This is a genomic window from Apibacter adventoris, assembly GCF_002964975.1.
In the GTDB taxonomy this organism is placed as follows: domain Bacteria; phylum Bacteroidota; class Bacteroidia; order Flavobacteriales; family Weeksellaceae; genus Apibacter; species Apibacter adventoris.
Genome location: NZ_PSZM01000046.1, coordinates 239,361 through 261,288, shown reverse-complemented (window position 1 = coordinate 261,288; position 21,928 = coordinate 239,361). Strand labels below are relative to the sequence as shown.

24 protein-coding genes, 2 tRNA genes and 1 pseudogene are annotated in these 21,928 nt (G+C 30.0%); 9 read left to right on the top strand and 18 right to left on the bottom strand.

Features of this window, described 5'->3' with window-relative positions:
- Nucleotides 1–57 precede the first annotated feature (57 nt).
- The 12 genes and pseudogenes from C4S77_RS11650 to lnt all read right to left on the bottom strand — a co-directional run.
- Nucleotides 58–453: pseudogene (locus tag C4S77_RS11650) on the bottom strand (phage integrase SAM-like domain-containing protein); the annotation flags it as partial.
- Nucleotides 454–482: 29 nt separating this feature from the next.
- On the bottom strand, nucleotides 483–641 hold the full coding sequence (locus tag C4S77_RS13080; RefSeq protein WP_181042886.1) for a hypothetical protein: 159 nt from the start codon (nucleotides 639–641) through the stop codon (nucleotides 483–485).
- Nucleotides 638–784 (bottom strand): hypothetical protein, encoded by a 147-nt coding sequence (locus C4S77_RS13580; protein WP_105247683.1) that lies wholly within the window; start codon nucleotides 782–784, stop codon nucleotides 638–640. The genes C4S77_RS13080 and C4S77_RS13580 overlap by 4 nt, the downstream gene beginning before the upstream one ends.
- Before the next feature lie 366 nt (nucleotides 785–1,150).
- Nucleotides 1,151–2,521 (bottom strand): tRNA uridine-5-carboxymethylaminomethyl(34) synthesis GTPase MnmE, encoded by a 1,371-nt coding sequence (gene mnmE / locus C4S77_RS11640; RefSeq protein ID WP_105247682.1) that lies wholly within the window; start codon nucleotides 2,519–2,521, stop codon nucleotides 1,151–1,153.
- Nucleotides 2,522–2,532: 11 nt separating this feature from the next.
- The gene (locus C4S77_RS11635; RefSeq protein ID WP_105247681.1) at nucleotides 2,533–2,928 is read right to left on the bottom strand and encodes a hypothetical protein; all 396 of its coding nucleotides are present in this window, start codon (nucleotides 2,926–2,928) and stop codon (nucleotides 2,533–2,535) included.
- A gap of 5 nt (nucleotides 2,929–2,933) precedes the next feature.
- Complete coding sequence (gene def, locus C4S77_RS11630) at nucleotides 2,934–3,524, bottom strand: peptide deformylase (protein WP_105247680.1); 591 nt, start codon at nucleotides 3,522–3,524, stop codon at nucleotides 2,934–2,936.
- Complete coding sequence (locus C4S77_RS11625; RefSeq protein WP_105247679.1) at nucleotides 3,521–3,985, bottom strand: hypothetical protein; 465 nt, start codon at nucleotides 3,983–3,985, stop codon at nucleotides 3,521–3,523. The genes def and C4S77_RS11625 overlap by 4 nt, the downstream gene beginning before the upstream one ends.
- An 85-nt stretch (nucleotides 3,986–4,070) precedes the next feature.
- Nucleotides 4,071–5,027, bottom strand: coding sequence for a signal recognition particle-docking protein FtsY (gene ftsY / locus C4S77_RS11620; RefSeq protein WP_105191522.1), 957 nt, complete (start codon nucleotides 5,025–5,027; stop codon nucleotides 4,071–4,073).
- An 84-nt stretch (nucleotides 5,028–5,111) separates the two neighbouring features.
- Nucleotides 5,112–5,264, bottom strand: coding sequence for a DUF4295 family protein (locus C4S77_RS11615; protein ID WP_105191524.1), 153 nt, complete (start codon nucleotides 5,262–5,264; stop codon nucleotides 5,112–5,114).
- A gap of 25 nt (nucleotides 5,265–5,289) precedes the next feature.
- The gene (rpmG, locus tag C4S77_RS11610; protein WP_105191526.1) at nucleotides 5,290–5,472 is read right to left on the bottom strand and encodes a 50S ribosomal protein L33; all 183 of its coding nucleotides are present in this window, start codon (nucleotides 5,470–5,472) and stop codon (nucleotides 5,290–5,292) included.
- An 11-nt stretch (nucleotides 5,473–5,483) separates the two neighbouring features.
- Nucleotides 5,484–5,723, bottom strand: a complete 240-nt coding sequence (gene rpmB / locus C4S77_RS11605) for a 50S ribosomal protein L28 (protein ID WP_105191528.1) — start codon at nucleotides 5,721–5,723, stop codon at nucleotides 5,484–5,486.
- 68 nt (nucleotides 5,724–5,791) lie between these two features.
- The gene (gene lnt / locus C4S77_RS11600) at nucleotides 5,792–7,462 is read right to left on the bottom strand and encodes an apolipoprotein N-acyltransferase (protein WP_105247678.1); all 1,671 of its coding nucleotides are present in this window, start codon (nucleotides 7,460–7,462) and stop codon (nucleotides 5,792–5,794) included.
- A gap of 48 nt (nucleotides 7,463–7,510) precedes the next feature.
- Between lnt and C4S77_RS11595 the strand changes: the two genes are divergently transcribed.
- The 4 genes from C4S77_RS11595 to mgtE all read left to right on the top strand — a co-directional run bounded on the left by C4S77_RS11595 (nucleotide 7,511) and on the right by mgtE (nucleotide 11,788).
- Nucleotides 7,511–8,302, top strand: a complete 792-nt coding sequence (locus C4S77_RS11595; protein WP_105247677.1) for a rhodanese-like domain-containing protein — start codon at nucleotides 7,511–7,513, stop codon at nucleotides 8,300–8,302.
- Between the two features lie 38 nt (nucleotides 8,303–8,340).
- Nucleotides 8,341–9,054: a hypothetical protein gene (locus C4S77_RS11590; RefSeq protein ID WP_105191534.1), complete on the top strand. Its 714-nt coding sequence runs from the start codon at nucleotides 8,341–8,343 to the stop codon at nucleotides 9,052–9,054.
- Nucleotides 9,055–9,067: 13 nt separating this feature from the next.
- The gene (locus tag C4S77_RS11585) at nucleotides 9,068–10,333 is read left to right on the top strand and encodes a DUF2130 domain-containing protein (RefSeq protein ID WP_105247676.1); all 1,266 of its coding nucleotides are present in this window, start codon (nucleotides 9,068–9,070) and stop codon (nucleotides 10,331–10,333) included.
- Nucleotides 10,334–10,450: 117 nt separating this feature from the next.
- Nucleotides 10,451–11,788 (top strand): magnesium transporter, encoded by a 1,338-nt coding sequence (gene mgtE, locus C4S77_RS11580; RefSeq protein ID WP_105191538.1) that lies wholly within the window; start codon nucleotides 10,451–10,453, stop codon nucleotides 11,786–11,788.
- Between the two features lie 282 nt (nucleotides 11,789–12,070).
- Here mgtE and C4S77_RS11575 read toward each other — a convergent pair.
- Both C4S77_RS11575 and C4S77_RS11570 read right to left on the bottom strand, forming a co-directional pair.
- Nucleotides 12,071–12,154, bottom strand: a tRNA-Leu gene (locus C4S77_RS11575).
- A gap of 35 nt (nucleotides 12,155–12,189) precedes the next feature.
- Nucleotides 12,190–12,262 (bottom strand) — tRNA-Gly (locus C4S77_RS11570).
- Nucleotides 12,263–12,510: 248 nt separating this feature from the next.
- On the opposite strand from C4S77_RS11570, the gene C4S77_RS11565 reads away from it, so the two are divergent.
- The 3 genes from C4S77_RS11565 to C4S77_RS11555 are packed head-to-tail and all read left to right on the top strand — an operon-like array spanning nucleotide 12,511 to nucleotide 15,647.
- Nucleotides 12,511–13,497: an MlaD family protein gene (locus C4S77_RS11565; protein ID WP_105247675.1), complete on the top strand. Its 987-nt coding sequence runs from the start codon at nucleotides 12,511–12,513 to the stop codon at nucleotides 13,495–13,497.
- Between the two features lie 29 nt (nucleotides 13,498–13,526).
- On the top strand, nucleotides 13,527–14,846 hold the full coding sequence (locus tag C4S77_RS11560; protein WP_105247674.1) for a (Fe-S)-binding protein: 1,320 nt from the start codon (nucleotides 13,527–13,529) through the stop codon (nucleotides 14,844–14,846).
- A gap of 18 nt (nucleotides 14,847–14,864) precedes the next feature.
- Complete coding sequence (locus C4S77_RS11555) at nucleotides 14,865–15,647, top strand: (Fe-S)-binding protein (RefSeq protein ID WP_105247673.1); 783 nt, start codon at nucleotides 14,865–14,867, stop codon at nucleotides 15,645–15,647.
- Between the two features lie 87 nt (nucleotides 15,648–15,734).
- Here C4S77_RS11555 and C4S77_RS11550 read toward each other — a convergent pair whose 3' ends face one another.
- The 4 genes from C4S77_RS11550 to fmt all read right to left on the bottom strand — a co-directional run bounded on the left by C4S77_RS11550 (nucleotide 15,735) and on the right by fmt (nucleotide 21,010).
- Nucleotides 15,735–17,783, bottom strand: coding sequence for an insulinase family protein (locus C4S77_RS11550; protein ID WP_105247672.1), 2,049 nt, complete (start codon nucleotides 17,781–17,783; stop codon nucleotides 15,735–15,737).
- 16 nt (nucleotides 17,784–17,799) lie between these two features.
- Nucleotides 17,800–19,113 carry a M16 family metallopeptidase gene (locus C4S77_RS11545; RefSeq protein ID WP_105247671.1) on the bottom strand — a complete coding sequence of 438 codons (1,314 nt, stop codon included), beginning with the start codon at nucleotides 19,111–19,113 and terminating at the stop codon, nucleotides 17,800–17,802.
- 56 nt (nucleotides 19,114–19,169) lie between these two features.
- Nucleotides 19,170–19,982, bottom strand: coding sequence for an HAD family hydrolase (locus tag C4S77_RS11540; RefSeq protein WP_181042885.1), 813 nt, complete (start codon nucleotides 19,980–19,982; stop codon nucleotides 19,170–19,172).
- 65 nt (nucleotides 19,983–20,047) lie between these two features.
- The gene (gene fmt, locus C4S77_RS11535) at nucleotides 20,048–21,010 is read right to left on the bottom strand and encodes a methionyl-tRNA formyltransferase (protein WP_221405128.1); all 963 of its coding nucleotides are present in this window, start codon (nucleotides 21,008–21,010) and stop codon (nucleotides 20,048–20,050) included.
- Between the two features lie 165 nt (nucleotides 21,011–21,175).
- Here fmt and rplU point away from each other — a divergent pair, with 165 nt between their 5' ends.
- Nucleotides 21,176–21,574 carry a 50S ribosomal protein L21 gene (gene rplU, locus C4S77_RS11530; RefSeq protein WP_105247669.1) on the top strand — a complete coding sequence of 133 codons (399 nt, stop codon included), beginning with the start codon at nucleotides 21,176–21,178 and terminating at the stop codon, nucleotides 21,572–21,574.
- Nucleotides 21,575–21,597: 23 nt separating this feature from the next.
- Nucleotides 21,598–21,864 carry a 50S ribosomal protein L27 gene (gene rpmA / locus C4S77_RS11525; RefSeq protein WP_105191554.1) on the top strand — a complete coding sequence of 89 codons (267 nt, stop codon included), beginning with the start codon at nucleotides 21,598–21,600 and terminating at the stop codon, nucleotides 21,862–21,864.
- Nucleotides 21,865–21,928 lie beyond the last annotated feature (64 nt).

Here is a 21,928-nt window from a genome sequence, read left to right as displayed (position 1 = left end):
AATAGTTTTTACTGCTATTTCAGAAATAGGGAGCAACTCGGAGTTCTTCGTTTTCTTCTAGGTGAAGGCGATATAATGTACTTCATTTATGATTCGGATTTCTTCCCAGACTAATTTATTTACATCAGACCAACGTGATCTTGTAAAGCACGAAAATAAAAATGTTTGTTTTAATACATCGTACCAGCATTCGGTTTGTATCAGGCTCTCTATTTCTCCTTTGGTTAGAAATTCTCTTTTGGTATCTACTGTTTTTATAGATTTTACTCGTTTGGCGAGGTCTTCTCTCAATAATTTTCTTATAAAAGCTTCATGTACTGCATGCTTCATTATATTGAAATATTGGGAAGAGATATTGTTTTTTACTTTGGTAAGTAAATAGGCTTTGAATTCTTCCAAGTATCTTTCTGTTAAGTATGTGAACAGAATATTTTCATTAAAGTTATTAAGGTGTTTAGAGACACTATCTCAGTTATCGAAGTTTATTTTGTCCTTTCTCTTTCCTGCCATAATTCATAGAAGAATTCATTAAACGTTCTGTAAATTTTTTCGAGTTGTTTAAAGCCAAAAACATCGTTCTGTATCTGGAATAGTCTTTCTACTTTTATTTTTTCTGCAACAGATATAGTCTGCTTATTCATCTGACGAAGGGTAGGATTCCTTTGTCGCTTTCAAGATAGAATTTTAAATTCTCCTGCCATTGTTTCTGATAGGCATAAATATCCAAGTATAAGGCATATCGTCCTTTTTCTTTAAGTTCCCGTTTTCTTAATCTTATATTCATTATACACCAACTTTAGTTAGATTGAGAAAATAAAATTATAATTAATTGGATGATCATTTTTGATTAATAGCCATATAATAGGACTCTAAGAGAAAGAAAAAAGGGTTAAGAAATAGATTTCCACCATTTTTATTAATCCGATAATAGTCGCAAACTCTTTCTATGACTAGTGTCTTTATCCTTTTTTTGACAGGTTTTATTGATTTGGAGAATTTTGGATATAAAGTTAATAAATAATCAATAAAAATTTTAGATGAATAAGTATAGGATAGGAAACAATCGAAAAGTAAAATATTCCTGTAATCCTTACGTAGAAAGGGTTTTATTTTCTGATTGTTTCTCTTGGATTCTTTTTTATGCCCCAGCCTATTTCCCGATACAAAATTTACCAAAGATATTTCCGAGGAGTTCATCGTTTGATACTTGTCCTACAATTTCACCCAACGCCTCCAAAGCCCGACGTAAGTCAATAGCTACCAGCTCACTACTTAATCCGTTTTGTAATCCTTCTTTGCTCAATACCAAAGATTCTTCGGCACGAACCAATGCGTTTAAATGCCTTGCATTATTTACTATAGTCTGTGTAGCTGTTTTTTGTTTTTCTATATATGAAAACATTTTTTCTTTTAGTATAGAAAGATCGGGATTAGTTTTTACAGCTAATGTAAGTATTGTATATTTTTTATTTATATTTTCGGGTATATCTGAATTTTTGAAATCGATATTTTTATCTTTTTTAGTCAAACAAATTATAATATATACATTATCTCTGCTAAATTTATTCAAATCAGCCTGAACTTCAATCCAATTTAAATGTTCTATATCTACCAGATATAAAATTATAGAGGCCTGTTTTGCTTTTTCTAATGCTTTAGCTACCCCAATAGCTTCTATGGTATCTTGAGTCTCCCTCAGACCGGCAGTATCAATAAACCTAAATTGAATACCATGAATAATAAGGGATTCTTCGATCGTATCTCTGGTAGTTCCGGCAATATCACTCACAATAGCTCGGTCTTCCTGTAATAAAGCATTTAACAAAGTAGATTTCCCTGCGTTCGGTTTTCCTAAAATAGTTACAGGTACTCCGTTTTTTATTGCATTTCCGTAAGAAAAAGATTCTATTAAAGGGTGTATTGTATTGAGAATACGCTCCATTAAGTTGAGCAACTGAGAACGGTCTGCAAATTCGACATCTTCTTCGGAAAAATCTAACTCTAATTCCAATAAAGAAGCTAAATCCAGCAGTTCTATGCGCAACTCTTTTAAAAGGGAAGAAAAACCACCACGCATCTGGGAAATAGCCATATCGTGACTTGCTTTGTTTTCAGCAGCTATTAAATCTGCCACTGCTTCTGCCTGGCTCAGATCTATTCTTCCATTCAGAAAAGCCCGTTGGGTAAATTCTCCGGCAAGTGCCAACCTACATCCTTTTTTTACCAATAATGATATTATCTGCTGTTCTATATATTGAGATCCGTGACAGGTAATTTCGACCAAATTTTCTGCTGTAAATGTTTTAGGGGCATGAAATACAGATACCATTACTTCATCAATGATTTCTTCTTCCTCTACAATGTATCCGTAATGTACACTATGTGATTGTACTTTTGTAAGATCTTTCCCTTTAAAAACCGAATTCACTATATCTATTGAATTATTCCCCGAAACCCGTATAATGCCTAAAGCACCTAAACCCTGAGGTGTAGCTAGTGCACAAATCGTATCCTGAAACATGTTATTTTCTCTTATTCTTCATAAATATCGTATGGAATTCCATCTTTAGCCCCTACCTTAGTCACTCCAAAATCAGTTTCAAAGGATATTTCACAATCAACAGGTTTAACGTGCGACAAATATTTATCAAATTCAGCTATAATAGGTTTTAATGCTTCTTCATCTTCTAATTTCCCTCCATATGCCAAACCACAAGCTCCACAATAAGCGGTAAAAATTAATCCGGAATATTTATCTTGAAATGTATAATTAAATCCCTCATATAAAATACTATTGGGTGGTCCATATAAAGCCCATATTCTAGATAAAAAATTACCTATGAAATTTTTTTCAAATCCGTTATTTCTATCTTTCAAGCTGACAGTATCTTTTGCAAACTCATCATCTATCTTCTCTAATTGAATCATATCATTTAATTACAAATTTTATCTATATATAATTTCCCGTTAATATGATCAAATTCATGCTGAAAAATAATTCCGGTATAATCTCCTGAACGGGTACCTCCATAAAATTTTTGTTTAACTTTTTTCCCGTTTTGATCAATATACTTTACTTTTATCCATGAATATCGCTTTGAATTTCCATATTTACCCGGAACTGATAAACACCCATCATTTTGAAAACAAATTAATTCTTTAGAATGTGAAATTATTCTGGGATTAATGGCTACTTCCACAGATTTTTCATCTTGATCTAAACGATAAAACAAAAAAACATTTCTGTTAATTCCAATTTGAGGTGCAGCAATCCCTACTCCGTCTTCTGTTACCATGGTTAAGTACAATTTTTTTACCAATTGAGATAAATCTTCATTTTTTATATTTTTTATATTTTTTGATGAAGTTCTCAAAATAAGTGAATCTTTTTTATTGGTAATTTTTAAAACTTTGGCAGGAGAATCTGCCTCGGAATATAATATCTTTTTTTCTGATACTGAAAAAGCACTCTTACAAGAGGTGAAAAAAAGTAATAAAAATAAAAAATATGCTATTTTTTTCATTCTTTTATTTTATTAATTATTGTTTTCTTTATTGAATGAATTAATTCTAAAAATGAAATTATTTTTTTATTTATACTTAAATCTTTACCATTAACAAAGGAATATTTTTCCCCTGAATTTAAAACAACGGTGTATTTTGTATCTGTTCCATCAATAGGTAATCTACTGGGACCGCTATGAATAGATTTAAATGTTTTTAAATCAAAAAATGAAACTAATTTATTCCAGTCATCTGTAGAAATAGTAGTATCTAACCTAGATTTTTTATTAGTTGCGAATAAATTGGAATTATAGTTAACTGAATCCTGTGTAATTACTAAAGTTTCACTCCAACCTAAACCTCCTCCATAATTTGAATAAATAATCTTAACAAGCTGCTGTTCACTTTTTCCTATATTTTGCTGAGAATAACATGAAAAAGACAAAAATAATAGAAAAATAAAATATAATGATTTCTGCATATTAAACTGTTAAATTAACTTATACTCAATTCTTAATAAATACGGATAGTAACTTCCTTTTGAAAAATCTATTCTATGTAAATATTTATCCTTTCTTAAAAAAACTGTCTACAAATTCGTATTTATTAAAGGGTTGTAAATCATTAATTCCCTCTCCTACACCTATATATTTTACGGGAATTTTAAATTGATCTGAAATACCTATGACGACTCCCCCTTTAGCTGTTCCATCGAGCTTGGTTATAGCCAATGAGGTTACTTCTGTAGCTGCTGTAAATTGTTTAGCTTGTTCAAATGCATTTTGTCCGGTAGATCCGTCTAATACTAATAAAACTTCATGAGGAGCATCAGGAATTACTTTTTGCATAACTCTTTTAATTTTGGATAGTTCATTCATGAGGTTTATTTTATTGTGTAGACGTCCAGCAGTATCTATCAATACCACATCAGCATTTTGTGCTTTTGCTGATTGAACAGTATCAAAAGCTACCGATGCGGGGTCTGAGCCCATTTCTTGTTTAATAATAGGAACTCCTACTCTTTCAGACCAGATAACTAATTGATCAACTGCTGCTGCTCTAAAAGTATCTGCTGCCCCAAGTACCACTTTCTTTCCTTGCTGTTTAAATTGGTGAGCTAGTTTACCAATGGTTGTGGTTTTACCTACTCCATTTACCCCTACTACCATAATTACATAGGGTTTTTTATTTTCCGAAAGGCTAAAATCTGAATCAGAGTCTTTATTTTCTGCCAATAAATTCATAATTTCTTCTCGCAGAATTTGATCTAATTCCGAGGTATTCATAAATTTATCTCTAGCTACCCTTTCTTCAATTCTTCTAATCACTTTCACTGTTGTTTCTACACCAACATCCGATGATATTAAAACCTCTTCCAAATCATCTAATACTTCATCATCTACCTTACTTTTTCCAGCTACAGCTCTCCCTATTTTATCAAAAAAAGAGCGATTGGATTTTTCCAGCCCTTTATCTAAGTTCTCCTTAGTATCTTTTCCAAATATTTTTTTAAACCAACTCATATATTAATTATACAAAAATAGAAAAAATCATTCACATTTTTATGTGAATGATTTTAAAAACCTTAAAAACCTATGTTATGAAAACTATTTCTGTTTCAAAAATGCATCAACGCTATCAGCGGCTACTACTTTTTCTTCGAAAATATAAGCTCCGGATTTTGGTGATTTAACCATTTTAATGACTTTAGTCATCTTTTTTGAAGCTGTTTGTAATGTTGCTACGGTCTTTTTTGCCATGACTTTATAGCTTTTTTATTGTTTGTTATTTTATTTCTTTGTGTATAGTATATTTTTTAAGCACCGGATTGAATTTTTTTAATTCTATTCTTTCCGGAGTATTTTTTTTATTTTTAGATGTCATATAACGAGACATTCCTGGCATTCCGCTTTCTTTATGTTCAGTACATTCTAAAATAACCTGTACTCTATTTCCTTTTTTTGCCATTTTTCTTTATATTAAAAGTTTATAAGACCTTGTTTTCTAGCTCTTGACACAGCCTCTTCAATGCCTATTTTATCAATAATTCTTAAACCATGAGCAGATACTTTTAAAAATATCCACGCATCTTCTGATGGTAAATAGAATTTTTTTTCCATCAAGTTTATTTCAAAACGTCTTTTCGTTTTGTTATTTGCATGCGATACATTATTACCAACCATTGCACGCTTTCCTGTTATTTGACAAACTCTAGCCATTTCTATAAGTTTCTTTTTCTTTAATCGGGTTGCAAAGTAACAAATATTTTTCCACTCTTACAACTTTTTCAATTTTTATTTTTCAGTATTTTATATTTCTCAGCATTTTTCTTTATTTTCATATGCTCTATTATATTCTTTGTTATTACATATGCTATTATTATACCTGAAATTATGAATGAAACTCTTGCTATCCAATCCCCATATTTAACATAAAAAGTCAATTTTGTATTTAAATTAACCTCTCCTTTAAGAGCTCCTCTAACTCCATAACCTAATCTTTTTTCTATATCTCCTCTCTGGTTTATAAATGCAGAAATCCCACTGTTGGCAGAACGGGCTATATCTCTTCGGGTTTCGATAGCTCTGAGCCTTGCATAGGATAAAAGTTGCTTATGACCTTGGGAATCACTCCACCAGGAATCATTGGTCATAATAAATAAAACGTTTGCTCCTCTTCTTACGAACCTTCCCACATATTCCCCATAAATACTTTCATAGCAGATAATTGGCGCTATTTTAGCCTCATTTTTTTTATGATGAAATACTGTAGGATGTTCCTGTGTTCCTAAACTTTCCATAGTACCTCCAAAATCGAGCATGTAATTTCCTACTATTGGTTTTAATATTTTAGAATATGGAAAATGTTCTACTCCTACTACCAATCTAGATTTATTATAATATTGAACTTCATCTGGCAAATCTATCTGAATTGCGGAATTATATAAATCTACCCAATAATTACCTTCTTTTATATATCTGGCCGTAGAAGTTTTTGGAGTTGTATATTCTTTGAACAAAGAAGCCCCTGAAACAAAACTTAAATTGGGGTTATTAATCCTCATCCAATTTTTAATCTGTTCAATATAAGGGTCATTAGGTAAATTATTAATTGAAATAAATCCTCTACCCGGAAAAGCTGTTTCCGGAGATACTACAAAACTAGTATTAGGGGTTATATCATTTTCTATGGATGAAAGAAGATTTTCAACAATTTGTTCTCCATCTTGAGAATATTTATCGTTATATGGGTCTAAGGCCGGCTGAGCTAAAACTACTTCTAATTTTTGTTTTGATATTTCTTTATAAGACTGATATATAAGCAAAGAAATTGCAATTGGTATCCCGATTAATAAAATACAATAAAATGTAAGTTTCCATACATAGGCTCGTTTACCTGTTACCTGATATGCTCTTATGTAATAAAATAATATTTCATTCACAACAAGAACCCAAAGTGTCCCCCCAAAAGTCCCTGTAGCTTCATACCACTGAATTGATTGTGGATAGTTTGCAAATGCATTCCCTAAATTGAGCCAAGGCCATGACAATTCCCAATTTAGATGTATTTTCTCAAAACATATCCAGATTACAGGAAAGAAAATAAGTCCGGACCATGTTCCTCCTTTTCGTTTAATAAAATGAAAAAGTGTGAAGGTGAATGACATAAGAAAACTGTTCACTACAAGTGGGAAAATAAAAGCTATCCAAGAAAGACTCCCATCAGGGTTTTGAGAAAAATGTAACCATTGGGTAGCCCCATAATTCCATATTAAAAAAGATATATATGTAAAGCCAAAGACCTTCCAGTCTGAATATTTTTCTTTTTTTTGGGTTATTTCATGCTCTAAAAGTAACAATGGAACAAAGGCTGTAAATAATAAAAAAGGAAATCCATATGTTGGCCATGATAGCGCTAGAAGTATTCCACTTAATATTGAATAAATAAATCTTTTCATATCCTTACAAAATTAGTTATTTTTGACTTTTAATATATTTATCATCTTATGAAGTTTGTACTTTTTTTTGCAGTTGCTTTTCTTTGCTTACTTTCTTGTAAAACACAAGATTATGTATCTGACAATACTAATTATAGCACTCCCCCAGAAATTGGAATGGTAACTACAGACTTGCCACGAAAAAGTAATTATACGCATATTATAAGCAATGAAAACCCTTCTGAAAATTTATCTTTAAATGTAAATTCTGATAAAAAAGAACCAGATTTTTCAAATATTTCTACAAGTACAGAAGAAGTTTCTCATGCTCATGAAATAATTATTCCCCAAAAAGAAAAACCAGAATATATACAAGAAAAAACCATACAAAAAGAGAAAGTAACAGAGAGCTCCACTACTATAACAGAAAATAATAATGTTGCAGATCAGCAAGATAATACATTATCAATACAAAATCCAAAACCGGATAACAGTTCTGAAAAAGATTTGCCTGTAAATGAAATTTCGGATGATGAAAATATTTTCATTAAAAATTTAAATGTATCTGAATTCTCCTGGGAAGTAGGTATTAAAATTACCCAAATTTTAGATGTTCGAACTTTAAAGGAGTATAAAACCGGGCATATTTATGATGCTTTAAATATGGATGTGAACAAATCCAGTTTTGTAAATCAAATTCAGAATTTAGATAAAACCAGTCCTGTTGCAGTATACTCTCAACATGGAAAAAGGAGTATAAAAGCTTCCAATATTTTAAAACAATATGGTTTTAAAATCATTTATAATTTAAAGGATGGGTTAGAACAATGGATTAAAGAGAAAAAAGAAATTTTCCCTTAGTCTTTTTCATTAAATAAAAAAATAAATTTATATAGAATATGAAGAATATATCGAAAATATTAGTCCTTATAATATCAAGCATTTTTATAATAGGATGCTCAATTAGTGAGGAAATTACTTTAAATGCAAATGGAAATATTAATTATTCTTATCTTCTAGATGCCAGTAAATGTACACATATGTTGCCCGATACTATTGGACAACCCAAAATTATTAAAGATACCACATTTTCTTTTGTTAATTTCTTAAAAGAAAAAAAAGATAGTATTTCTAATCTTTCTTTAGATGAGCAGAAGAAACTGTATACACTTAAACCCTTTTCAATCAAAATTCATCAAGATGATAATAAAAAGGAGTTTACTATTCAATTATTCGGAGATTTTAAAGATGTAAATTCTTTAAATTCAGCTCTTAGTTCTTTTAGTACTATAAGTCAAAATAATTTGAATGTATTATCAGAAGTAAATTTTAGTTTGCTTACCCATATCCAATACAACTGGGATGGCAAAATTTTTAAGAAAAAGGTATTAGAGCACATTGAAAAAAATGATTCTACCAAAATCATTTTATCAACTATGTTTAATGGTGGTTTTTATGATGTAAAATATAACTTCCCCAAGAAAATAAAAAAAGCCAATAACCCTAGCGCTATTATTTCTTCTGACAGAAAATCTTTATTTATTAGAAATGATGCTACAGATTATATTATGTATCCCGAAAAACTAAACATAGAAATCGAATTAGAAAATTAATCTATACTTTTTAATGGCTAAACAAACTCAAATTAAATGCCCGAATTGCGGAACTGAAATAGATGTTAATGATATTCTAAAGCATCAATTAGAAGAAACTTTAAAAAAAGAATATCAAAACAAGTTCTTATCTTTTCAAAAAGAAATTGAAAATAAAAGCGTTTTATTGGAAAAAGAAAAACAGGAATTTGAAAACAAAAAAAAGAAAGAAAACGAGCTTTTTCAAGAAAGGTTATCTAAAATAACAAAAGAAAAATCTCAAGAAATAGAACTTTCATTAAAAAAAAGATTCGAAGAAGAAAATAAAGAACGAATTTCTTTATATGAAAAAGAATTAAAAGAAAAATCAGAAAAAATACAGGATCTCAACAAATTGCAGGTCGAAATATCGAAACTGCAAAGAGAAAAAGAAGAAATGAGAACTGTTATTGAAGTAGAAACACAACAAAAACTGAATGAGGAAATTATATTAGAAAGAGAAAAAATACGTAAACAAGAAAGTGAAAAAAATGAATTAAAAATAAAGGAACTTCATAAGCAACTTGAAGATCAAAAACGTCTAACAGAGGAAATGAAACGTAAACAGGAACAAGGTTCCATGCAATTACAGGGTGAAATTCAAGAATTGGCTATTGAAGAATGGCTTATTCAAAATTTCCCTTTAGATTCCATTAATGAAATAAAAAAAGGAGCACGAGGGGCTGATTGTTTACAAATTGTAAATACTCATACCACACAAAACTGTGGTAGTATCTACTATGAAAGTAAAAGAACAAAAGATTTTCAACAGGCTTGGATAGAAAAATTTAAAAATGACATCCGTGAAAAAAAAGCAGACATCGGAGTATTGGTTACTGAAGTTATGCCTTCTGATATGGAACGTATGGGACTGAAAGATGGGATATGGATCTGTACTTTTAACGAATTTAAAGGACTTAGCGCTGTATTAAGATACTCCGTAATTCAGTTTCATAGTATCCTTAAATCTCAGGAAAATAAAGGAGACAAAATGGAAATGCTTTATAATTTTTTAACAGGAAATGAGTTCAGACTTCGCATAGAGGGAATTGTGGAAGGTTTTACACAAATGCAGGATGATTTGGCTAAGGAAAAAAGAGCCATGATGAAAATATGGGCGCAAAGAGAAAAACAAATTCATAAAGTAATTGACAATACTATCTCTATGTATGGCTCTATTAAAGGTATAGCCGGAAATGCAATTCAGGATATCAAATCATTAGAAATAGATGAAATAAACGAAATTGACTTTGAAAACTAAAATACACATATAATAATGTGATTTTTTCTGTTTAGTCATAGTTTTTCGTTTAGTCTATAAATAAGATTTATATTTGCACAACTCTTAGGAAGTTTAACCTATTTAAAGTAAGTCTCTATGGAAAAAAATATCTTTGAAAGTACCCCTGTAGAAGATCTTCACCCAAAAGACATTGCAGAACAGCTTGCAGAATTAAATGAAAAAGACAGAATATTAAATTTTTTTTTACTCCCAAGAGTACAAAAAACTGAAGTATTCACATATCTTGATCCTAAAACTCAACAAGAGTTATTACATGGTTTAGGCAAGAAAGATATTGCTGATCTTTTAAATGAGATGGCACCTGATGACAGAACCGATTTTTTTGTAGACTTACCTGACGATTTAATTAAAAATACTATTAATTTACTGGATGAAAATGAACGCAAAATAGCCCTACAATTATTAGGATACCCAGAAGATAGCATTGGTAGACTTATGACCCCCAACTATATCCAGGCTAAAAAAAACTGGACAGTGAAACATACATTGCAACATATAAAAAAATATGGTCGTAAGGCTGAAACCCTTAATTTTATTTATATAGTTGATAACAATGACAAATTATTAGATGATATTAAAATAGGAAAGCTCCTTTTAGCTGATGATGATACCTTACTGAGTGAACTCTGTGATGATAATTTTATTGCACTTCACAGTTTAATGAACCAAGAAGAAGCTATTCATGTCTTTGAAGATTATGATCGGACTGTTTTACCTGTAATTTCTGAAATGGGTACTTTAGTAGGAATTGTAACTGTAGATGATATTTTAGATATTGTAAAAGAGAGAGATACTGAAGATATCCAGAAATTTGGTGGATTGGAAGCTTTGGATATCCCCTATCGTGATACACCGCTCTTGGCTTTATTCCGAAAACGGGCCGGATGGTTAATTATATTATTTTTGGGCGAAATGTTGACTGCCAGCGCTATGGTACATTTTGAAGAGGAAATAGAAAAAGCGGTTGTTTTAGCTTTGTTTGTTCCTTTAATTATTTCCAGTGGAGGAAATTCCGGATCACAAGCTGCAACACTGATTATTCGGGCTATGGCCTTACATGAAATTAAACTAAAAGACTGGTGGTATGTAATGAAAAAAGAAATTTTTTCAGGTATTTTATTAGGGATTACTCTTGGAATTATAGGCTTCATACGAATCGTTATCTGGCAAAACTTAAATTTATACGATTATGGACCTCATTGGTGTTTAATTGGTATTACAGTAGCGACTTCTCTTATTGGCATTGTATTATGGGGAACGCTTTCAGGCTCTATGATTCCTTTTATTCTGAGATTATTTAAGTTAGATCCTGCCACTTCCTCTGCTCCGTTTGTAGCAACCATGGTAGATGTTACCGGATTGATCATTTATTTTACCATTGCTTCCCTTATATTAAGAGGAGTTTTACTTTAACTAATTTAATAAATAAAGGTTTTTTTTAAACCGATAAACTATTATTTTTAAACTTTATTTTCTTTTTACTTGGTTAAAGTATTAATATAATTTTATAAGATATTATTAAACAATATTTAAAATTAATTAAAAATGCAATAATAAAAATAATGTAATGAATTAAATTAGGTAAACTGAAGAAAATTACTTTTTTTAATTCAATTTCAGTATAGAATATCAATTTTTTATAAAAAAGAAAAGGCTTAAACTATTTATAACCAAATGTTTAAGCCTTTAAAAATGTACCCCAGACGGGACTTGAACCCGTACAGCCTAATGGCCACAGGATTTTAAGTCCTGCGTGTCTACCAATTCCACCACCGGGGCCTCAGTATTTTTTAATATTTAAAATATCAACTGTGAGCGAAAAACGGGACTCGAACCCGCGACCCCGACCTTGGCAAGGTCGTGCTCTACCAGCTGAGCTATTTTCGCGTTTCAATTAGCGTTTTCCCTTAATTGGATTGCAAATATAGAATTGATTTTTTATTTCTGCAAATTTTTTTTCTTTTTGACATATATTTTTTTACTATGTTATATTTATCTACTTAAAATACAAAATTTTGATAAAATATTTTATAGTACTAACCAACCTTACTTATCCAATTTAGGAAATATAAAAAAATACACTGAATTTTTTTATTTATTTCTATATTTGCTGATAAAGTTAAATTTATTAAAAAGTGAAAATTAGAAAGGAAGTAAAAGCGGGTATCATAGTAATTATAAGTTTATTAGCTTTTTGGTGGTTATTTCAATTCTTAAAAGGAAAGAATTTATTTTCAGACCAAAATATTTATTATGTGAAGTATAACAATGTAGAAGGACTTTCCAAATCAAAAAATGTAAATATAAACGGATTAAAAGTAGGTATGATTGAGTCTATAACCCCTATACCTGCCGGTAATAAAAATATATCTTTCATAGTGGAAATAAAAGTAGATAAAACATATACATTTTCTAAAAACACTATAGCCCAAATATCTTCCAGTTTTATGAATGGAGCTGAAATTAACCTTATTTTGGCTGAAGATAATGCTGACATTGCAAAATCCGGTGATACCTTAAAAGGAAAAATAGAACCTAGTTTATTTGATTCTGCTGCTTCTCAAATTAAACCTTTAAGTAATAATGCAAATGATGTATTAATAAAATTAGATTCTACACTTGCGGCTACCAATAAGTTATTAAATGATAAAAACAGGCAAAATATAGAACTTGCATTATCTAATTTAAATCAAGCAATTAAAGAATTCCAACTATTAGGAAAAAATGCTAACGGACTTATTTCTAAAAATTCTTCTAAATTAACCTCAGTATTAGATCATGCCGACAAAATGTTGGTAACGACTAATACTACAGTACAAAAATATGGTACAATAGCTGATAAATTAAATAAAACTGATATAGACCAATCCATAAAAAAATTAGAAAGCACTTTGGATAATGTAAATCAGTTAACTTCAAAAATTAATTCCGGACAAGGAACTATGGGTAAATTAATGAATGATAATCAGCTATACAATAATCTAAGTGAGGCTTCAAAAAACCTTTCTCTTTTATTGGAAGATTTAAAAGCTAACCCTAAAAATTATGTCCATTTTTCAATTTTCGGAGGAGGTAAAAGCAAAAAAAATACACATCAATTAGAACCTAAAAATCCGGAATAAAAACTAAAAAACCATAAAAATGTTTATTTATGGAATATATACCCAATATATTATTTATAGTTTTTGCTATTTTAGGATTTGGTCTTTTTATACGTAATATTTTAAAAATCCGAAGAAATATTTTCCTTGGAAAAGATGAAAATCGTTCAGACCATTCTTTTGAAAGATGGAAAATACTGTGCTTAGTTGCTATAGGGCAAGGAAAAATGTTGAAAAAACCTATTTCCGGATTTTTTCATATAATTATATATATAGGTTTTATAATTATCAATATTGAGTTAATTGAAATTTTCATAGATGGTATTGGGGGATCTCACAGGTATATAGGATATTTATTGCCAAATACTATTTATAATTACATTACTTCTATTTTAGATATTTTTGCTTTACTAGTAACCTTTGCTGTACTTATATTTTTTTTTAGAAGAAATATCATAAATGTTCCTAGGTTAAATTCTAAAGATTTATTAGGCTGGCCTAAAATAGATGGAAATTTAATTTTAGTAATTGAATTTCTTTTAATGATGGCTTTTTTTTCTATGAATGCTTCCGATTATAGACTTCAACAGTTAGGTGTATATATAACAATTGGCAATTTCCCTATTAGTAATTTTATTTTTGGAGGTTTATTTTCAGAACTATCTGTACATAGTTTAGAAATTATAGAAAAATCTACCTGGTGGTTTCATTATTTAGGAATTTTATTCTTTTTAAATTATTTATATTTATCTAAGCATTTACATATATTATTTGCTTTTCCTAATACCTATTTTTCAAATCTTAATAAGATTGGACAAATAAATAATCTTGACTCTATTACTCATGAGGTAAAACTGTTAATGGATCCTAATGCAGACCCTTTTACTACAGCTTCTGATGGAAATACTCCAGAAAAATTTGGTGCGAGTGATGTTACAGATCTTTCCTGGATTCAGTTATTGAATGCATATTCTTGTACAGAATGTGGACGTTGTACCTCTAGCTGTCCGGCTAATATTACGGGAAAGAAACTATCTCCTCGTAAAATAATGATGAATGTAAGAGACCGAATTGAAGAAGTAGGTAGAAATATTGATAAGAATAAAAGCTTTATAGATGATGGTAAACAATTACTAGGTGATTATATTACTCCGGAAGAAATTTGGGCTTGTACTACTTGTAATGCTTGTGTAGAAGCTTGCCCTATATTAATTAATCCCCTATCTATTATTATAGATTTACGTCGTTATTTAGTTATGGAGAAATCTGCGGCCCCTCAGGAATTGAATATGATGATGAATAATATTGAAAATAATAGAGCTCCATGGCAATTTAACCCAAGTGACAGAGAAAACTGGAGCAAAGAATAATTTCTTTAAACTAAGATCATGGAACAACCTATAAAAACTATGGCTGATTTCAAAGCTGAGGGTAAGTCTCCCGAAATTTTATTTTGGGTAGGATGTGCCGGAAGTTTTGATGATAGAGCTAAAAAAATTACTCGAGCTTTTGCCTCCCTGCTACAAAAAGCTCATGTAGAATTTGCTATTTTAGGTAAGGAAGAAGGTTGTACGGGAGATCCTGCCAAAAGAGCTGGAAATGAATTTTTATTTCAAATGCAGGCTATAATGAATATTGAAGTGTTAAATACTTATGAGATAAAAAAAATTGTAACTACATGCCCACATTGTTTTAATACTTTAAAAAACGAATATCCTCAATTAGGAGGAAATTATGAAGTATTACACCATACTCAGCTTTTACAATCTCTTTTAAATGAAGGACGATTAAAAGTAGAAGGAGGAATTTTTAAAGGAAAAAAGATTGTATTTCATGATCCCTGTTACTTGGGACGTGCAAATGATGAGTATGAGGCTCCCAGGAAAGTCCTTCTTCAGTTAGAAGCAGATTTATTAGAAATGAAACGATGCCGACAAAATGGCTTATGTTGTGGGGCAGGCGGTGCACAGATGTTTAAAGAACCTGAAAAAGGAAATAAAGACATTAATATTGAAAGGACTGAAGAAGCTCTAGAGCTAAATCCTAACATTATTGCAACGGGCTGTCCTTTTTGTAATACAATGTTAACTGATGGTGTAAAAGGACATAATAAGGAAAATATAATATTTGTTAAAGATTTAGCTGAACTGTTGAATGAAAGTTTAACTTAAAGAATTATATAAAGCATATGTATAAATTAAAAAACAAAAGAACAAATATTAAATATTTGTTCTTTTGCTTTTTACATTATTTAAAATTTATTTAAACTCTTCATCCGATATTTTAGGATTTATAGTATATTTTTTTATAAATTGAGACATATTTTGCTCTTGAGTAATGGTATTAATTTTAGTAGGAAATTTATATCCACCAAAATCTTTATAATCATAAAACTCCGTAATAGCTGTTCCTATTTTACCTGTAGCTTCTTCTTTCAGTTTCAATCCCGTTTTTGAATCGTAATAAATATTTTTTTTATTATTTCCGTTAGTAATAGATATTTTATAGGTTTCTTTACCATCTATATTAACCTTTCCTTCTATTTTTGCTTCGGAATCTGTATAAAATAATTCAGGAAAATATCCCTTTTGATGCTTAAACTCCTCAATTTGATCTTTGTCACTTTCCCCCATGCTAGAGAATATATTAATACCATCAAAACCATGCTTCATAGTTTGTCCCATAAAAGAAATTAAAGTTATGTTTTTATTGGGTGCTAAAAATTTAAATACAAAAGGTAAAGGTTGGGGAATTTGTGATAATTTCATTTCTCCTTCTATAATCAATGATTTTAATTTTTCTAATTTTTCTTTACTCCCAGCTACACCTACATAAAATTTATTTAAAACCTCCTTTAAAGTAATATCTGTCACTTCTTTTATCCCTGTAGGTTTATTTACAGGATTCCCGAACTTATCATAAAACTCTATAGGATAGCCTAATTTTTCTAATCCGTATAATACCTCTTCACCATTTCCTACAACTAATATAATAAGATTATCAGGATGAATGGTTTTATTTAAACTTATAGGTATTTGTTTCGCGGATACTTTATTGAGGCTTTTAAGATAGTTTTCATAAAAATTAATGGGAAGACCTTCCATCATTTGTGTTCTTATAAAACGAGCCACCGTTTCTGATTTTTCTAACATCAACGCAAAATTTCCGTTATATTCAGATTTTTTAAGGCTTAATTCTTCTTCTGTTGGCGGTTTTATTGTAATATCTCTTATGTTTTTTATAAATTCAACCACGGCACTATCTGTAACCTCATTCCTTACTTGTGCATAGGCTCCGAATTTTCCTAACCGTTTGTAATTATCATTTAAAATAGAATAGGCTCCATAGGTCCATCCGTGTTTTTCTCTAAGGTCTTTAAATAACCTACCTGAAGTTCCATCACCTAAAACACTATTTCCTAACACATTAGTAAAATAATCTTTATCAGATTTTTTCAAATCTACCAAACCTATTACACTAATTGAGGATTGAGTGGCAGTAGGCAAGTCCACAAAAGCTATCTTTATTGCAGAAGTGTTCCTTTTTAATGTCGGAATGTCTTGCTTAACTTCTCCTATTTTCCATGAGGAAAAACATTCTTTTGCCATAGTTTTCGCTTCTGATAAAGTTATATCTCCTACGATAGTTACATAACCTATATTAGGTTTAAAATAGTTTGTATAATAAGTTTTAAAATCGGATAGGTTTATATTATTTAGAGTTTTTTCTGTCACATATTCTCCCCAAGCATCTTCTTTGCCGTAAAGAAGTACATTTTCAACTCTACCGGATATTACATCAGGTGTTTTATCTCCTGCCTCCAATTCTGCCTTAGCCTGTTTTTTTAGTCTATCTAATTCTACTTGATTTGAAAAAGTTGGGTTGTATAATAGTTCTTTAAATATTTCCATACTGGGTTTGATTTGCTTTTTTAATGCATAAACTCCCATAGATGTACTTCCTATATAAAAATCTGAGCCTAAATAATCTATCTTTTCATCTAAATCCTCTTTTGTGAAATTTTGAGTTCCGGCTCTAAGCATCTGTCCAAACATCCCCAAGTACCCAGCCTTTTCTCCTTCTTTTATTGCTGTAATGTCCAAGGTTAGATCTACCCGAACTATAGGTAATTTATGATTTTCTACTACTATTACCTTTAATCCGTTAGATAAAGTAAATTGTTCTGTTTTTCCAAAATGTATATCTCTTTCAGGTAATGGTTTAGGAGGGTGTTTTCTGTCTACCTGAGAAAATATCATTGCTGTAGATGCTATAATAACTGTTAATGTAAATAATAATTTTTTCATGGTTTTTGTAGAGGTTTTATGGTTTTTTTTCTGGCATTACAGTTAATCGTACTCTTTGGTTTTCATTCAAATACTGATTTGCTACTCTTTTCACATCGTCAATAGTAATGCTTCTATAAATCTCAATTGCGGAATTAATTAAATTCGTATCATGATAAAATAAATAATAATCTGATAAACTTTCTGCTACACCCTCTACTGTGGAATTGGCATCAATAAAATCCTTTTCTAATTTATTTATTTGTATATCTAATTCTTTTTGAGTAATTCCATTCTTTTTAAGATTTTCTATTTCTTCGTCAATAGCTCCGCCTAATTGATCTATAGTAACTCCTAAATTTGTAAGTCCTAAAACAAGGAACACTCCATAATCTTCTAAAGGCCATAAAAATGAACCTGTATACATTGCCAATTGTTTTTTATTCTGAACATTTTTTACAATTCTTGACGATTCTCCGTTGGATAGTATATTACCAATAATGGTAAGAACATAGGCATCTTTATCTGTTTGTTTAGGAGTTCTATATCCTAAAATTAAAGCTGGAACCTGTGCATTTTTATCTTCTGCATCGACTATTATTTCTTTGGTAATCGGCTTTTCTTCTATCGCTGGTCTTATTATTTTCTCTTTTCCGCGTGGAATTGATCCAAAATAATCATTTATCATTTTTTTAGCCTGATCTAAATCAATATCTCCAGCTATAGTTAATACCGCATTATCGGGAACATAAAAAGTTTTATAAAAATGAACGTAGTCTTCTTCAGATGCAGCGTCTAAATCTTCCATAGATCCTATCACAGACCAATGATATGGATGAGTTGGAAAAAGGTCATTCCATAAAATTCTAGTGATGGCATCTGAGTAGGGTTGGTTATCAATTCGTAATCTTTTTTCTTCTTTGACCACCTTTCTTTGAGTTTCAATTCCTTCTTTATCAACCTTAGCATGAAGCATTCTTTCACTTTCCAGCCATAAACCAAGACCTAACTGATTAGAAGGTAATATTTCATAATAGTAAGTTCTGTCTTGCTTTGTATTTGCATTATTTTGTCCTCCTGCTTTGTTTATATACTGAAAAAATTCTCCTCTTTTTATATTCTCTGAACCTTCAAATAATAAATGTTCAAAAAAATGTGCAAATCCGGTTCTATCGGGTTTTTCATTTTTACTTCCTACATGGTAAGAGACAGAAATTGCAACTACGGGATTACTATTATCTTTATGAAGAATTACATGCAAACCGTTGGAAAGATCATATTCTTCAAATTTTATTTGTTGAGAAAACATAAAACCTGTCAACAATATAAATGGTAATATAATTTTTTTCATTTTAAAAAATTAATTTCTAAAAGTAGAAATATTGTTTGAATTTTTTTATTCTATTTTTACTTATTTTTCTGTTCTATTATATCTTTTAGTATTTTTAATACCCCATCTTCATCATTGGAAGATGCAAGAAAACGAGCCTTCTCCTTTAATAATGGGTGTGCATTATCCATAGCAAAACTGTAATAACCATTACTCATCATTTCTATGTCATTTAAATAATCTCCAAAAACCATAGTTTCTTCTTTTGACACTTGTAATATATTTTGGATTTTTTTTAATGCATATCCTTTATTTGAATTTTTAACAGATATATCAACCCAATGCTTTCCTGATATTACGACCTGAAATTTATCCTTCAAATATCCCACATGAGGAAAAATATTATCTTCAGAACTTTCAGGATTATAAATAGCAATTTTTACAATTTGGTCATTTATAGGTTTTAGGAAATCTGAAACAAGTTCTCTTAGCGGATAATAAGGAGCTATATGTTCTTCAAATTCTGGTTTAGATTCTTCTATATAAGCACTTTTTACACCACATAAAATAAGCTCTGTGTTGGGTATCAAACGAATAATTTTGACAACTTCCTTTATAATTTTCGGATCTATTTCCTGCACAAACTGTTGTTTTCCTTGATAAACTACATTCCCTCCGTTTTCTGCAATAAAATAAATATCATTCTGTATTTCTTTAAAGATATTAAAAAGACTTTCATATTGTCTTCCACTTGCAACTGCAAATGAAATCCCTAATGTTTTTATCTGGTTATAAATATCAAAAAATAATGGATTTAAGGTATAATCTGAATGAAGTAAGGTACCATCCATATCTGTAACTATCAGTTTTACATTTTTATAATTTTTCATATTAGTTTTATTTTGAGGCATGTTTTAAATGATTAAAAAATTTGTTATTTATAATCGTTCTTATTCTATTTTACAAATAAATTATGTTTTTGTGTCAATCCATTTATAAAATCTGAAATACTCATTCTTTTTTTCCCTTCTAATTGAACTTCACTAGGAAAATAAAATCCATTATTTGCTGCTATTTTAAAAGTTTTGTTGCCCTCTACAATAACAGTTCCAATGGGTAAGATATGTTTTTCTAATTTATAATGACCTTTATAAATTTTCAGGATTTTAGAATGATCATTAATTATTAAATTTGTGAATGCTACCGGATAAGGACTTAATCCTCTGATTAAATTATATACTTTTTCTAATGGTTCATTCCATTGTATCAAACAATCTTCTTTGAATATTTTAGGGGCATATTTATATTCTATCCCCTCCTCATAAATTTGTTTTTGTGGTTTTAATTTACCTGTTGAAATTCCTTCTAAAGTTTTTACTACCAAATTTTTCCCTATTTCTTGTAACTTATCATGTAAGGTTCCTGCATCTTCATTATCTTTGATTTGGGTTTTTTCCTGAAGTAAAATTTCTCCTGTGTCAATTTTATCATCAATAAAAAAAGTGGTTACTCCAGATTCTTTATCTCCGTTTATTATTGCAAAATTAATTGGAGATGCACCTCTATATTGAGGCAATAAAGAAGCATGTAAATTAAAAGTACCTAACTTAGGCATTGACCAAATCTCTTTAGGCAATAAACGAAAAGCAACTACTACTATTACATCTGGATTTAATTCTTTTAACTGATTTACAAAAACTGGATCTTTCATTTTCCGAGGTTGTAATAAATTCAGTTGGTGTTTTACTGCATATTTTTTAACTGCAGATTCAGCTATTTTCTGTCCTCTTCCTGCAGGTTTATCTGGAGTTGTAACAACTCCGACCACATTAAATCCAGATTTTACAATTTCATCTAGAGGAGCTACCGCAAATTCAGGTGTTCCCATATAGATTATTTTTAATTTATTTTTTATCATAAAAAATATTTATAAAAAATTTTGGTTTTACAAATGTAAACATTGTTAATGCTGTTTTTTGTATTTATATATATTTTTTCATCTTTCTATATTATATTATTTAATACTTGAATATTAAAAAAAATCACTATATTTGCAGTCCAAAAAATAAAAAACGAATATTTTATGTACGCAATTGTAGAGATAGCAGGGCTTCAATACAAAGTTGAGCAAGACCAAAAATTGTTCGTAAACCGTTTAAAAGCTAATATAGGTGAAGAAGTAACATTCGACAAGGTATTATTAACAGATAATGGTTCTGTAACAGTTGGCGCCCCGGTTATAGATGGAGTGACAGTAGTCGCTAAAGTTCTAGATCAGGTAAAAGGAGACAAAGTAATTGTTTTCAAAAAGAAAAGAAGAAAAGGATACAAAGTAAAAAATGGTCACAGACAACAATTTACTCAAATACAAATTGTATCTATAGGAGGAAGTACTGCAGCTCCTAAAAAAACTGCAAAAAAAGCAACTCCTAAAAAAGAAAAAGAAGTTGTAAAAAACGAAGAAGTAAAAACAGAAGATTAATCTAATAAAAAAGAAATTATAGCATGGCACACAAAAAAGGAGTAGGTAGCTCCAAAAACGGTAGAGAATCACACTCCAAAAGATTAGGAGTAAAGATTTTCGGGGGTCAGGAAGCCAAAGCAGGTAACATCTTAGTTAGACAAAGAGGAACTACCCACCACCCAGGCGATAATGTAGGAATGGGTAAAGACCATACTTTGTTTGCTCTTATAGATGGAGTTGTAGTTTTTAGAAAAAAACAAAATAATCGTTCTTATGTTTCCATACAGCCTAATGAGGCTCAGGCATAATTAGAATTTGTTTTGTAAAAAATAATAAAGTCCGATATGTGTATTATCGGACTTTTTTATTGAT